The organism is Micromonospora sp. DT233 (assembly GCF_049841815.1).
Classification (GTDB): domain Bacteria; phylum Actinomycetota; class Actinomycetes; order Mycobacteriales; family Micromonosporaceae; genus Micromonospora.
This window is the reverse complement of the sequence record NZ_JBNCLB010000018.1, coordinates 89,442-103,383: the sequence shown is the minus strand read 5'-3', so window position 1 is coordinate 103,383 and position 13,942 is coordinate 89,442. Positions and strand designations below refer to the sequence as shown.

10 protein-coding genes are annotated in these 13,942 nt (G+C 75.9%); 8 read left to right on the top strand and 2 right to left on the bottom strand.

From position 1 onward, the window contains the following. Positions 1 to 339 precede the first annotated feature (339 nt). Both ACLQ2V_RS26225 and ACLQ2V_RS26220 read left to right on the top strand, forming a co-directional pair. Complete coding sequence (locus ACLQ2V_RS26225) at positions 340 to 516, top strand: hypothetical protein (protein WP_425721243.1); 177 nt, start codon at positions 340 to 342, stop codon at positions 514 to 516. Positions 517 to 683: 167 nt separating this feature from the next. After that, positions 684 to 1,091: a hypothetical protein gene (locus ACLQ2V_RS26220; protein WP_425721242.1), complete on the top strand. Its 408-nt coding sequence runs from the start codon at positions 684 to 686 to the stop codon at positions 1,089 to 1,091. A gap of 215 nt (positions 1,092 to 1,306) precedes the next feature. Here the strand turns inward: ACLQ2V_RS26220 and ACLQ2V_RS26215 are convergent, their stop codons facing one another. Further along, positions 1,307 to 3,211 (bottom strand): hypothetical protein, encoded by a 1,905-nt coding sequence (locus tag ACLQ2V_RS26215; RefSeq protein WP_425721241.1) that lies wholly within the window; start codon positions 3,209 to 3,211, stop codon positions 1,307 to 1,309. Positions 3,212 to 3,375: 164 nt separating this feature from the next. Further along, positions 3,376 to 6,321, bottom strand: a complete 2,946-nt coding sequence (locus ACLQ2V_RS26210; protein ID WP_425721250.1) for a LuxR C-terminal-related transcriptional regulator — start codon at positions 6,319 to 6,321, stop codon at positions 3,376 to 3,378. Between the two features lie 278 nt (positions 6,322 to 6,599). Here ACLQ2V_RS26210 and ACLQ2V_RS26205 point away from each other — a divergent pair, with 278 nt between their 5' ends. The 6 genes from ACLQ2V_RS26205 to ACLQ2V_RS26180 all read left to right on the top strand — a co-directional run bounded on the left by ACLQ2V_RS26205 (position 6,600) and on the right by ACLQ2V_RS26180 (position 13,881). Next, on the top strand, positions 6,600 to 7,103 hold the full coding sequence (locus tag ACLQ2V_RS26205) for a hypothetical protein (protein ID WP_425721240.1): 504 nt from the start codon (positions 6,600 to 6,602) through the stop codon (positions 7,101 to 7,103). Continuing rightward, positions 7,100 to 8,272: an alcohol dehydrogenase catalytic domain-containing protein gene (locus ACLQ2V_RS26200; protein WP_425721239.1), complete on the top strand. Its 1,173-nt coding sequence runs from the start codon at positions 7,100 to 7,102 to the stop codon at positions 8,270 to 8,272. Before ACLQ2V_RS26205 ends, ACLQ2V_RS26200 begins: the two co-directional genes overlap by 4 nt. 64 nt (positions 8,273 to 8,336) lie before the next feature. Then, entirely contained in the window at positions 8,337 to 9,548 is a 1,212-nt protein-coding gene (locus ACLQ2V_RS26195) for a saccharopine dehydrogenase family protein (RefSeq protein WP_425721238.1), read from the top strand. Between the two features lie 47 nt (positions 9,549 to 9,595). Further along, entirely contained in the window at positions 9,596 to 10,696 is a 1,101-nt protein-coding gene (locus ACLQ2V_RS26190; protein WP_425721249.1) for a MerR family transcriptional regulator, read from the top strand. Positions 10,697 to 10,839: 143 nt separating this feature from the next. Further along, on the top strand, positions 10,840 to 12,126 hold the full coding sequence (gene serS / locus ACLQ2V_RS26185) for a serine--tRNA ligase (RefSeq protein ID WP_425721237.1): 1,287 nt from the start codon (positions 10,840 to 10,842) through the stop codon (positions 12,124 to 12,126). A gap of 309 nt (positions 12,127 to 12,435) precedes the next feature. Beyond that, entirely contained in the window at positions 12,436 to 13,881 is a 1,446-nt protein-coding gene (locus tag ACLQ2V_RS26180) for an alpha-amylase (RefSeq protein ID WP_425721236.1), read from the top strand. The last annotated feature ends 61 nt before the right edge of the window (positions 13,882 to 13,942 follow it).

Sequence of the window (13,942 nt, the reverse complement as noted above, 5' to 3'; positions counted from 1 at the left end):
TCGTGCCGCTGCCCGGCCACCCGTTCGCCCGGATGCGCTGCTGGCTGCCCGACCCGGCCCCGACCGGTCCCGTCGCGGCGCCGCCCGCGCCCCCCCCCCCCCCCCCCCCCGCGCCCCCCCCCCCCCCCCCCCCCCCCCCCCCCCCCCCCCCCCCCCCCCACCCACCCCCCACCCACCCCCCTCCCCCCGAACAGCAGCCCCGTCGATCATGGACTTGTGGTGCCTCGCAAAGGCCCCGTAGGGGACAAGGCCGGCACCACAGCTCCATGATCGACGAAGTGGGGCGGGCTCCGGCGGCGCGGGGGACCGCCTGCGTTGACCGGGGTGCCTAGGCTCGGCGTGTCCGCGATCCGCTGCACGGAAGGACCGATCATGATTCGGAGACTTGCCGGCCTCGCCGGCGTCGGAGCGTTGCTCGCCCTCCTGCTGGCCTGCGGTTTCGGCGGTGCGGGTGGCGATGACGACGACGATGACGACGATTTCGCCCGAGGTGCCGCCGTGGTCGCCCCGCGCTGACCGGGCGGGGCACCGGCCTGGTGCCCGGGTTTGCGCTCGTCCCCGGTGGGGCACTGCCGAGGATGGGTGAACCGTCGGACCAGGCCGGTGGGCGGACGCCCAAGACGGCCAAACGCCGAAGTGCGAAGTTTCGCACGCTTCGGCACCCCCGAGGAGGTAGAGGCACGATGTTCGGAACCGATCTGCTGGACCGCCGCAGCAAGCCCGAGCGAATCGCGGACCAGGCGTGGCAGCACCTGGTTTCCGCCTTCGACACCGCCGGGGAGAGCGTCCGGGACACGGCCCGCGCGGCCCGTCGCAACGGTTCGGGTTTCGCCGACGACGCCGGTGACCTGGTCGGCTCCGCCGCCGAGGAGGCCCGTCGCCGCGCGGTGCTGGCCTTCGACGCGCTCGCCGGGCGTCGGCCGGCCCTGCCGTGGACGCTGCTGATCGGTGCCGCGCTGGTCGGCGCGGCGGTCGGCTGGGCCGCCGGATCGGCGGCGCGGGCCGCCGTCGCCCGTGGTGAGTCGGGCACCGACGACATCGAGTTCGTCGACGTCGACCGGCCCGACTCCCCCGTCGGCCTCGACAGCTGACCCGATTCCCCGTCGGCCTCGACGGCTGACCAGACCGAACGGCGGCGGGGCGTGGCGGGGACACCGCCACGCCCCGCCGTCCCCGCCCGGTTCCGGTACCCCGCCCGGCTCAGGCGCCCCGCCCCGCCCGGCTCAGGCGCCGCGCCCCGCCCCGCCCGGCTCAGGCGCCGCGCGCCGAGCCGGCGACCAGCACGCCGACCGCTGGCGGTGACGGCTCAGTCGAGGTGGTAGACGATCCCGTCGCCGACCGTCTCGCGCCGCAGGCCGAGCCCGTCCGACGGCCTGGACGCCGCGTCGGCCCACGGGGTGCCGGCCGCGTACGTGGGCAGCAGCACCACCGTGCGCACCCCGACGCCCCGCAGGTACGCCACCGAGGCCGCGTCCGGGAACCCCGCGCTCGCCGCCCGGATCTCCTGCTGGCTGGCCGGGGTGAACGAGGCCAACCCGTTGACCACCTTCGGGAACCCCTCGGTGGACCAGAGCATCACGTGGAACTCCCGGATACCGTCGCTGGGCAGCACCAGTGCCGGCCCGCGTAGCCCGTGCAGTGCCGCCGGCTGGGCCGGGGCGGGCACGTGCGGGGTGCGGTTGATCCCCTCGGCCAGCACCAGCAGCACCGGCAGGACGAACACCAGCCCGGCCCAGCGCCGCCACCGCCCACCGCCCGCACCGGACGCCGGATCGGGGGCCGCATCCGCACGGGACGTCGCGGCCGGATCGGGAGCCGCGTCCGCACCGGGCGTCGCGGCCGGGTCGAGGGGTGGATCGGCACCGGGGGCCGGCGGCGACTGAGGTGACGTGGCCGCCGTCGGCTCGCGGATGGTCAGCGCGCCGGCGGCGAGGATGCCCAGCAGCAGCGTCGTCCAGAGCACGAGCCGCCCCGGGGTCCGCACGCCGTCCCAGCCGGGAACGTGCTCGACCAGGGTCACGTAGCCGGGGTCGCCGTCGCCGAAGAGCGTGCTGCCGGCCGCCAGCGCCGCGCTGACCAGCACCCCGGCGGCCAGCGCCAACCGGTGCCGCAGCCGCCACGCCGAGACGAACAACCCGGCGGCGGCGAGCCCGATCAGCACCATCCCCGGCAGCAGGGTCATCTCCCCGGCGAAGCTCAGGGTGGCGCGGGCGACGGCGTGCCGCTCCCCCCAGAGCCAGGACTCCGGCGGCGCGGTGAGGAAGCCGCGCGCCGGCGGGGAGAACATAGCGATCTGCTCGACGGTGCGCCGGCCGCTCGGGTGCCGGGCCACCACCTCGAAGTAGGGCGCGGCCATCAGCAGGGTCACCCCGGCGAAGAAGACGCCACCGGCCAGGTCGGCCACCAGCAGCCGGCGCGGGAACGCCGGTCGCCGCCGACGCCGCCACCACGACCAGCCGTACCCGCCGGCCGCGCCGAGGCAGAGCAACGCCAGCGCGTACGCGAAGGGCAGGCCGATGCCGAAGCCGAGGCTGACCTGCCAGGCGGCGACCAGCCACCCGGCCGCGACCCAGCCCGGCCGGACCCGGTCCGGGCGGTGGCCGTGCCGCAGCGACCAGCCGTGCCCCCGGGCCAGCATGGCCAGGGCCAGGGCGATCCCGCCGATGCTGAGCACGTGCAGGTGCCCGGCCTGGGCCAGCTTCCACGGGGCGTACGCGAAGGACGCGCCGGCCACCGCCGCGCCCGCCCGGCCCGCGCCGAGTTGCCGGGACAGCGCGTACGCGCCGACGAAGGCCAGGGCGTGCACCAGCACGTACAGCAGGTTGTAGCGGACCACGGCGGCGACCGGCCCGTGCCCGATCATCCCGAACGGGGCGTAGCCGAGCAGGGTGTCCGAGTAGGCGTAGGTGTACGGCTCCGGCCAGAACGTGTTGGAGTGCCAGAGCTGCGTGGGGTCGGTGAGCAGCGCGTGACCGCCCCAGGCGACCTGCCACGCCTGCAGCGTCGGGTCGCCGACGTCCTGCGGGATGGTGCCGGTCAGGTCGGCCAGCGTCGGCCAGGTCAGCACGGCGGCCAGCAGCAGCGAGCCGAGCACCGCCAAGGTCCACTCGTGCCGCGCGAACCCGATCAGCCGGGCGAGCGCCGCCCGGCCCGGCCGAGGGCGCGCAGGCCCGGTGACGGCGGCCGGGGCCACCTCACGAACGTCACTCACCGCTTACTCCCCGCTGCCGCTGGTAACACCGCCCACGATGCTGCCGGACCGGACGGCGCTTGTCGATGTCTGCCCAGCACCGAGGTCTCCTCGCTGGGCGCGCAGGCGACGGCGGCTGCGCTGCGGCTGCTGCGCCGACGACCGTACGCGACGACCGGGGCTGCTCAGATCAGGCGCAGCTCGCGGGCCCGGAGCACGGCCTCCCGGCGGCGGGTGGCCTCGAGCTTGCGGTAGATGTTGCGCACGTGCGTCTTGACCGTGTTGACCGACAGCGACAGCTCACCGGCGATCTCCACGTTGGACAGGATGCTCTGCAGGTACCGCAGGACGGTCAACTCCCGCTCGGTGAGCGGCTCGCTCGGCACCCGCCCGGACACCGGGGCCGGGGCCGACACCCCGACCGGAACCGATGCCGGGGCCGGGGCTGGCCCTCCGACCGGAACCGATGCCGGGGCCGATGCGGGGGCCGATGCGGGGGCCGATGCGGGGGCCGATGGTCGGGCGGTCGGGGCCGGGGCACGGAGCAGGTCGCTGACCGTCGGCCAGTGCGCCGTGCCGGAGTCCAGGTGCGCGGCCAGCAGGTCCCGCACCTCCGGCTCGGCGCGGGTGAAGACCCGCCGGTGCCCGTCCGGGTCGGCCAGTTCCAACGCCCGTTCCATCAGCCGCCCGGCCCGGCGCGCGTCGCCGGCCCGCCGGGCCAGCAGCGCGTCGAGCACCGCCGCGTCGAGGCGTACGGGCAGCGACCAGTCGGCGGCGTGCGGGCCGTCCCAGTCCGGCAGGGCGTGCCCGGCGGCTCGCAGGTCCCCGGCCCGCAGCTCGACGCGGGCCAGGGCCACTGCCAGCGCCTCGCCACCGCCCCCGGGCGGGCGCGGCCCGCCGACCAGCAGGCCCCGGGCGGTGTCAAGGTCGCCGTGGGCGGCCCGCAGGTCCGCCTCGGCGGCCGACAGCCAGTCGGTGAGCTCCCGCGCGCCGCCCCACCCCCACGCCACCGGCCCGTCCGGGTTCCCCAGGCCGTCCCGTGCCGCCGCCACCGGCCCGTCCGGGTTCCCCAGGCCGTCCCGTGCCGCCGCGAGCAGGCGCAGGCCGGCGACGGGGTCGCCCCGGTCGCGCAGCAGGTGCGCCCGGCAGAGCGCGGCCAGCGCCCCGGCCACCGGCCCGGCGTCGTCGAGATCGTCGCCGCCGCCGGCCGGGGCGGCCAGCGCCAGGTGCGCCGCCGCCTCGTCGGGCCGGTCCCGATGAAGCGCCACCAGCGCCAACGCCAGGTGACCGCACGCGCAGTCGACCCGGCAGGACCAGCCGTGGCAGGACGGCAGGTCCAGCGCCTGCCGGGTGAGGCGTTCGGCCGCCCGCAGTTCCCCGAGGGCCGCGTGCAGCAGGGCGGCCCGGCTGGCGCAGAGCAGTGCGGTGCGCGGCCGACCCGCCTCGCGGGCCGCCAGCAGCGCCGGACCGAACTCGGCCGCCGCGGCGCGCAGGTCGCCGCCGGCCAACGCGGTCAGGCCGAGCGCCGCCCCGGCAACCGCCCGCACGTCGGCATCACCGCCCCCCGCCGGTACGTCGGCATCACCGCCCGCCGCCCGGACGTCGGCGTCACCGGCCGCCGCGAGGGTGGCATCGTCGGCCGTCCCGGTCCGCGGGTCGTCCCCCACCGGCGCACGCGTACGCGTGGCCAGCAGTCGGCACGCCGCCCGGCGTACCTCGTCGTGGTCGCCGGCCAGCCGGGCGAGGGTGAGCTCCAGGGCGGTGGCCAGCCGGTGGAACCGGTCCCGGCGCGGCGCCGGCAGCGCCTGGGCGTGGCCGACGGCCCGGCGCAGCTCACCGGCGGCGGCGTCCCGGTCGCCGGCGTGGGCCCGCTCGGCGGCGGCGGCCAGGCCCAGCTCCGGGTCGCGCCGGATCGTCTCCTGGGCCGGTGCGGCCGGCGCCGGCCCGCCGAAGCCCTCCCGGTCGTACGGAATCAGCTCCGGCCAGCGGGTCACCAGCAGCTCGGTGGCCCGGTCCCAGCCCTCGGCGGTCAGCGCGTGCCGCAGCGCCTCGGCGGCCCGCCCGTGCGCGGCGTGCCAGTCGGACGCCCGCAGGTGCAGCTCACGCCGCTCCTCGGCGGGCAGCCCGGCCAGCTCCGCCCGCAGCAGGTCGGCCAGCAGCGGGTGGCAGCGGTACCAGGGCGGCGCGTTGTCGTCACGGCGGACGAAGCCACCGGTCGCGGCGAGCGCGGCGAGCAGCGGCTCGGCGTCACACCGGCCGGTGAGCGCGTCGACCAGGTCGGCCCGGAAGACCTCCGCCACGGCACCCCGACGCAGGCAGTCCCGGGCCGGGGCGTCGAGCGGGTCGAGCACCTCTTCGCGCAGGTAGCCGGCCACGTCCGGCTGGTGGCCGCCGAACCGTTGCAGCCAGCGCGCCGGGTCGGGCCGGTCCCGTGCGGCGAGTACGGCGAAGCGCAGCCCCGCCGGCCACCCGCCGGTGCGCTCCCGCAGTCGGGGCGCCACGGCCGCCGGCAGCTCCGCGCCGTACGCGGCCAGCAGCTCCGCCACCTCGTCGTCGGTGAAGGCCAGCTCGTCGGGGCCGACGGTGCTCAGCCCTCCGGCCAGTCGCAGCCGGTGCAGCCCCGGCGGCAGACCGGTGCGCGCCCCCACCAGCAGCCGCAGCCGGTCTGCGGCGTGGCGCAGCAGGAACTCCAGCCCGGTCAGGGCCGCCGGGTGGGTGATCCGGTGCAGGTCGTCCAGGACCAGCAGCACGGGGCGTTCCCGGGCGGCGAGCCTCGCGGCCAGCAGTTCCAACTGGTCGGGGCCGGGCGGCGCGTCGGGTGGCGACGGGTCGGGTCCCGGTTCCGCCGGGTCGCGCAGTGCCGCCGTCAGGTACGACCAGAGCCGTGCCCCCGTGTCGCCGGCCTCGACCGACACCCACGCCGGGGTCGGCTCCACGAACCGGGCCCAGGAGCCCAGCAGGGTGGTCTTGCCCCAGCCCGCCGGGGCGGCGACGAGGGTCACCGGGCCGGCGGTCCCCTCGTCCAGCCGCCGCAGCAATCGTGGCCGCAGGAGCACCGGTTGGGCCAGCGGGGCGGGGGCCAGTCGGGACGCCAGCAGCGGAACCCGCCCGAACACCGCCGCGCCGTTCATCCGGGTCGTCGCCGGTGCGGTGCCGGTGGCGGCGTCGGCCGGGGCGTCCCGGTCGTCCTGCGGCGTCCCCGTCCCCACCCCCACGGATGCGTCCACCTCCCCCGAGTCGCGCGGCGGGCGGTTACCCGCGCCCGCCCGGTTCACCCCTTCAGGGGGAGCCCGCCTCACCCGGTCGGCGGCGACCGTGATGGCAGGCGGCGGGCGAGGTGGGGCCGGCCGGCGACGAGTGTCGACGGAGCCGGACGAGTGCCGACAGAGGCAGGGGGCGGGTGGGACGGATGGGGCGCGCGACGTGGGGCGGGCGGGCGTCGGCCCGTACCGCCGGGGTGGCGGGCGGCGGCGGGACGGCGCGGGTGACGGCGCGCGCCGGGGCGGCGGTCGCGCGGGCGTTGCGCGGCTCCGGGCGGGCGGTGCGCGGGTCCGGGCGGGCCGGCCGGCGCCACGCCCCCGGGGAGGGTGCCCGAGCGGACCGCTGGCAGGTGGTGACGGTCGACGGGCCGCCGGAGCGGGTGCTGCCCGGCGGGCGGCGGCCCGAGCCGCTGCGCCACCTCGGCGACGGGCTGGAGGTCGTCACGCGCCCGGCACCCGGTGGCCGCGGCACGGAACTCGCCGCCCGGCCGGTCGGCGGCCGGCCCCTGACCGGGATGGCCGCCCACCTGGTCGGCGACGATCCGGGGCTGCTGATCCGGGAGAGGCTGCGGCAGGCCAAGCAGCTCGCCGAGACCGGTGAGGTGCTCCGCCCGGACCGTTCGTCACTGGACGGACCGGCGGGGCGCGGATGAGGGCGCTGTGTTGGCTGGGCGACGAGGGCCTGGGGGTGCGCGAGGTCCCCGACCCGGAGCTGCGCAACGCCGCCGACGCCGTCGTACGGGTGCGCCGCAGCAGCACGAGCGGGGCGGACCTGCCGCTGTTGGGCGGCCGGATGCCGTACCAGTCGGTCGGCGACGTGCTCGGCCGCGAGTTCCTCGGCGACGTGGTCGAGGTGGGCTCGGGGGTGCGCCGGCACCGGGTCGGCGACCGGGTGGTGGTCTGCGCCGTCGTGGCCTGCGGAGGCTGCTGGTTCTGCCGGCAGGGCCGCTACGGCTGCTGCGACAACGGCAGCACCGGCCCGGCCGTGGCCGAGCAGGCGTGGGGGCAGCCCACCGGCGGGTGCTTCGGCCAGCCCAGGGCGGCCGGCGGGTTCGCCGGTGGCCACGCCGAGTACGTCCGGGTGCCGTACGCCGACGTCGGCGCGTTCGCCGTGCCCGAGTCGGTGGACGACGACCGGGCCGTCTTCGCCGCCGACACGGTGCCGACCGGCTGGCTCGGCGCGGAGCTGGGCGAGGTGCGCCCCGGTGACGTGGTGGCCGTCTGGGGAGCGGGGGCGGTGGGCCAGATGACCGCGCGGGCCGCCCTGCTGCACGGCGCGTCCCGGGTGGTGGTGATCGACCGGCACCCGGACCGGCTGCGCGCGACCGAGCGGCACGTCGGCGCGGAGACCCTCGACTACGAGGCCACCGACGTCGCCGCCGAGCTGCGCGAACGCAGCGGCGGGCGGGGCCCGGACGTCTGCGTGGAGGCGGTCGGCGCGGCCGGGGACGGCGCCGGACCCCGGTCGCTGGCCGAGCGGTTCGCCACCGCCGCGCGGGCCGCGCCCCCGGACCGGCCGATCGCCGTACGCGAGGCGGTGCACGCCTGCCGCAAGGGCGGCACGGTCGTCGTGCTCGGCGCGTTCGCCGGTGGTGTCGACGCGTTCCCGCTCGGCGCGGTCATGCACAAGGGGCTGACCGTGCGCAGCTCCCGGCAGCACGGCCAGCGGTTGATACCGATGCTGCTGGAGCGGATGGCCGGCGGCGAGATCGACACCGCCCACCTGGCCACCCACCACCTGCCCCTGGAGCAGGGCGCGCACGGCTACGCCCTGTTCCGCGACCGGGTCGACGGCTGCCTGCGGACGCTCTTCACCCCCTGACCCGTCACCGAGGTGCTTGTCGGGGCTGCGTGCGGCGGGTTGCGGCGGGTGCGAGACTCGCAGGATGCGTGAGGACCGGGCGTACGACGTCGTTCTGTTCGGGGCCACCGGGTTCACCGGGGGGCTCACCGCCGAATACCTCGCCCGGCACGCGCCGGACGGGCTGCGCTGGGCGTTGGCCGGGCGCAACCCGGCGAAGCTGGCGGCCGTGCGGGACCGGCTGGTCGACATCGACCCGACGCTGGCCGAGCTGCCGCTGCTCACCGCCGACGTCACCGACGCGGAGTCGCTGCGCCGCGTCGCCGAGGCCGCCCGGGTGGTGGCCACCACCGTCGGGCCGTACGTGCACCACGGCGAGCCGCTGGTCGCCGCGTGCGCGCGGGCCGGCACCGACTACCTCGACCTCACCGGCGAGCCGGAGTTCGTGGACACGATGTACGTGCGTCACCACGCCGAGGCGGTGCGCACCGGGGCGCGGCTGGTGCACGCCTGCGGCTTCGACTCGATCCCGCACGACCTGGGCGTCTGGTTCACGATCAAGCACCTGCCGGCGGACGTGCCGATCACCGTGGACGGGTACGTCCGGGCCGGCGGGAAGTTCTCCGCCGGGACGTACCACTCGGCGCTCACGGCGTTCTCGCGTACCGCGCAGGCCAGCCGGGCGGGCCGGGAGCGCCGCGCGGTCGAGCCCCGGCCGCAGGGCCGCCGGGTCCGGGCGGTGCCCGGCAAGGTGGGTCGGTCGGGGGAGCTGGGCGGGTGGGCGGTGCCGCTGCCGACCATCGACCCGCAGGTGGTCCGCCGATCGGCTGCGGCCCGCCCCGAGTACGGCCCGGACTTCCGCTACCGGCACTTCGCCGCCGTGAAGCGGCTGCCCACGATCGTCGTCGGCGCGGCCGGCCTCGGCGGCCTGATGGGGCTGGTGAAGGTCCCGCCGGCCCGGCGCTGGCTGCTCGGCCGGCTCGCCTCCGGGCAGGGGCCGACCCCGCAGCAGCGGGCGAAGTCCTGGTTCCGGGTGACGTTCGTCGGCACCGGCGGGGACCGTCGGGTATTCACCGAGGTCTCCGGCGGCGACCCCGGGTACGACGAGACGGCGAAGATGCTCGCCGAGTCCGCGCTCTGCCTGGCCCTGGACGACGGTCTCCCGGCCACCTCGGGTCAGGTGACCCCGGTGACCGCGATGGGCGACGCCCTGCTGGGCCGGCTCCAGCGGGCCGGGCTGACCTTCCGGGTGCTGAAGGAGCAGCGGGCGCGCTCGGCGGTCGACGCGGCGGCTTGACCCTCGACCAGGTCGAGGCAACAGGATCTGCGGTCGTGGAGAGTGAACTGCGCAGCATCGGCGAGCTGGCTCGGGCCAGCGGGCTGACGATCAGCGCCCTGCGGTTCTACGACCGTTCCGGGGTGCTGGTGCCGGCCCGGGTCGACCCGGCGACCGGCTACCGCTGGTACGCCGACGACCAGGTCGCCCCGGCCCGCCTGGTGGCGGGGCTGCGCCGGGTCGGGATGCCGCTGGCGGAGATCGCCGCCGCCGTGCGGCTACGCGCCGAGCCGACCGTGGTGCACCGGCTGCTCGACGAGCACCTGCGCCGGCTGGAGGACGGCCTCGCCGACGCCCGCCGTGAGCTCTCCCGGGTCCGTGCCCTGATCGACTCCGAGGAGAACCTGATGATCACCGATCTCGCCCTGTCCCGCGCCGACCTCGTCGCCGCGATCGACGCCGTCCGCTTCGCCGTCGGCGCCGACCCCGAGCTGCCGATGCTCTCGGCGGTGCTCTTCGAGGCCGAGGCCGACGGCGTACGCCTCGTCGCCACCGACCGGCACCGGCTGGCGGTCTCCCGGGTGCCCGGCCGGGTCGACGGGCCGGCCGTGCGGACGCTCGTCGCGGTGGAGTCGGTGGACCGCATCCGCGCGCTGCTCTCCGCCGACGCCGACGCCGACGCCGACGTTGCGGCCGGCGACGCGGCGCGGCTGCGGGTGGACGGGTCCACGGTCGTCGTCTCCGTAGCCGGTCGGGAGGTCACCGGCGCCGCCCTCGCCGACGACTTCCCCGACTACCGGCGGCTGCTGCACGGGCACGTCACGGGCACGCCGACGCACCGGATCCCGGTGGACGTGTCGGTGCTGCGCGCGGCGCTCGCGGGCGGGGCGCCGGCGCTGGTGCGCCAGTACGAGGGGGTGGACGTCCCGGTGACCGTGCTCGGTCTCGACGACCGGGGCGGGCTGCGGGTGCTCGACGGCGACGCGCTCGGCGACGGCGACCCGGGCGCGGTGCGGGTCGGGGTGAACGGGCGGTACCTGCTCGACGCCCTGGACGCGGCGGACCGGGGTCAGCTCGTGCTGGAGCTGGACGGCCCGATCGCGCCGCTGGCCGTGCGCCGCCCCGACGACGCCGACGCGTTCTCCATCCTGATGCCGATCCGGCTCTGACGGTCGACGGGTGCGTTTGTCGTCGCCCTGGCGGCAACAGATGCACCCGTTGGACGGCGGCGGAAGGCGGGACCGGGGGCGGCCGGCCGCGACGGTAACATCAACGGGTTACCTGACCCCCGGACGGAGGCGTACGGAGCAGCATGCTCGACATGGAGTTGATCCGGAAGGATCGCGAGGCGGTGGCGACCGCGCTGGCGAAGCGACTGGATCCCGCCGAGGTCAACCGGGCGCTGGACGAGATCCAGCGGCTCGACCAGGAGCGCCGCGCCCTCATCACGGAGATCGACGCCGAGCGGCAGCGCCGCAAGGCGGAGGCCCGGGCGTACGCGGCAGCGAAGCGGGCCGGCACCGCGCCGGAGTCCGCGACGCCGGAGGCGGAGCGCAAGCAGCTCGCCGAGCTGGAGTCCCAGCTCGACGAGGTGCAGTCCCGGCTGCGCGACACGATGAGTGAGCTGCCCAACCTGCCCGCCGACGACGTGGTCGCCGGCGGCAAGGAGGCCAACCGGGTCGTGAAGACCTTCGGCCAGCCACCGGTCATCGAGAAGGTCCGCGATCACGTGGAGCTCTCCCGGTCGCTGGGCCTGGTCGACTACGAGCGGGGCGTCAAGCTGGGCGGCTCCGGCTTCTGGATCTACACGGGGCTGGGCGCGCGGCTGGAGTGGGCGCTGGTCAACTGGTTCATCGACCGGCACGTCGCGGCGGGGTACGAATTCCTCCTCCCGCCGCACCTGCTGCTCGACACCGTCGGCTTCGCCGCCGGGCAGTTCCCCAAGTTCTACGACGACGTCTACCACCTGGACCGGGAGTCCGCCCCGCGCGGGCAGTTCCTGCTGCCCACGGCGGAGACGGCGCTGCTGGGCACGTACCGGGACGAGATCCTGGACGCGACGAAGCTGCCGCTGAAGACGTTCGCCTACACGCCCTGCTACCGGCGCGAGTCGGCCGGGTCGCACTCCGACGAGCGGGGCACGGTGCGGGGCCACCAGTTCAACAAGGTGGAAATCTTCCAGTTCACCCTGCCGGAGCAGGCGGACGCGGCGCTGGAGGAGATGCTCGCCCACGCGGAGAGCCTGGTGGAGGGGCTGGGCCTGCACTACCAGCGCACCCTGCTCTCGGCCGGCGACGCCAGCGCGGCGATGAAGCGGACCCTCGACATCGAGGTGTGGATGCCGAGCACCGGCAAGTACAAGGAGGTGTCGTCGGTCTCCTGGGCCGGCGACTACCAGGCCCGCCGGGCGGCGATCCGCTACCGCGAGCCGGGCGGTAAGCAGACCCGCTTCGCGCACACCCTCAACGGGTCGGCGCTGGCCACCAGCCGGCTCTTCCCGGCGATCCTGGAGCAGTTCCAGCAGCCCGACGGCTCGGTGCTGGTGCCGGAGGTGCTCCGCGACCGGCTGGGCACCGACCGGCTCGTCCCGGGCCGCTGACCGGTCGCTGACCGGAGCGCGGACGGGTCACTGACCGGTCGTTGACCGGGAGGCGACCGGGGTCGTCAGACCGCGAGCGTAGGCGGGGGGTTCGGGTTCGCCCGAGCCCCCCGCCTTTGTGCTGCCCGGGGCCGGTTCAGCGGGCAAGGGGGCGGCGAGGGCAACGACGCATGTCCATGCATTGACAGGCCTTGCAACACGCTTGTAATCTTCCCGCAAATTTCAGCCTGGCCTGCAAGATCCCGTCAGCCGGGCTGGGCCCTCCCCCGCCGCGCCACCCACCCCCACGATTCCCCCTCAGGAGAACCGATGCATCGACGTAGCCGCCGTTCGGCGGTCCTCGCGCTCGGCGTGATCGCCAGCCTGCTCCTCCCCACCGCCGTGGCGGCACCCCCGGCCGCCGCCGCCCCCTCCGGCACGAAGCGCGTCATCGCCAATCTCTTCGAGTGGAACTGGCCCTCGGTGGCCAGCGAGTGCACGTCGACCCTCGGCCCGAAGGGGTACGGCTACGTCCAGGTCTCCCCGCCCCAGGAGCACGTCAAGGGCAACCAGTGGTGGGTGGCGTACCAGCCGGTCAGCTACCGCATCGAGTCGCGCAAGGGCACCCGCGCGCAGTTCCAGTCCATGGTGAACACCTGCCACGCCGCCGGGGTCAAGGTGATCGTCGACGCGGTGATCAACCACATGTCCGGGCAGGCCAACGGCGGCACCGGCTGGGCCGGCTCGTCGTTCGGCCACTACGACTACCCGGGCATCTACGGCACCCAGGACTTCCACCACTGCGGACGCAACAACGGCGACGACATCGCCAACTACAACGACCGCTGGGAGGTGCAGAACTGCGAGCTGGTCAACCTCTCGGACCTCAAGACCGAGGCGGAGTACGTCCGGTCGAAGATCGCCGGGTACCTCAACGACCTGCTCTCCCTCGGGGTGGACGGGTTCCGGCTGGACGCCAGCAAGCACATGCCGGCCGCCGACATCGCCGCCATCAAGGGCAAGCTCTCCCGCTCGGCGTACCTGGTGCAGGAGGTCATCTACGGCGCGGGTGAGCCGATCCAGCCGACCGAGTACACCGGCAACGGCGACGTGCACGAGTTCCGCTACGGCAAGGACCTGGCCCGGGTGTTCCGCAGCGAGAAGCTGTCGTACCTGAAGAACTTCGGCGAGGGCTGGGGCCACCTGGCCAGCGGCAAGGCGGCGGTCTTCGTGGACAACCACGACACCCAGCGCGACGGCGGGGTGCTGACCTACCGCGACGGCGGCATCTACGCCCTGGCCAACGCGTTCATGCTGGCCTGGCCGTACGGCTCCCCCACGGTCATGTCCAGCTACACCTACAGCAACCGCGACGCCGGCCCGCCCTCGGACTCGGCGAACAAGACCCGCAACACGACCTGCTACTCCGGCTGGGAGTGCGAGCACCGCTGGCGCGTGGTGGCCAACATGGTCGGCTTCAACAACGCCACCCAGGGCACGGGCGTCATCAACTGGTACGACAACGGCGGCAACCACATCGCCTTCGGCCGGGGCGCCAAGGGGTACCTGACGGTCAACGACGAGGGCAGCGCGATCAACGGCCGCTCGTACCAGACCGGGCTCCCCGCCGGCCGGTACTGCGACGTCATCCACGGCGACTTCTCGGGCGGGTCGTGCAGCGGCCCGGTGATCACCGTGGACTCGGGCGGCTGGTTCGCCGCGAACGTCGCGGCCCACGACGCGGTCGCCATCCACGCCGGCGCGAAGCTGAGCTGAGCTGACGCCGACGGCCCCCTGCCAGCGCCGTTCCGGCTGGCAGGGGGCCGCTTCGCACATT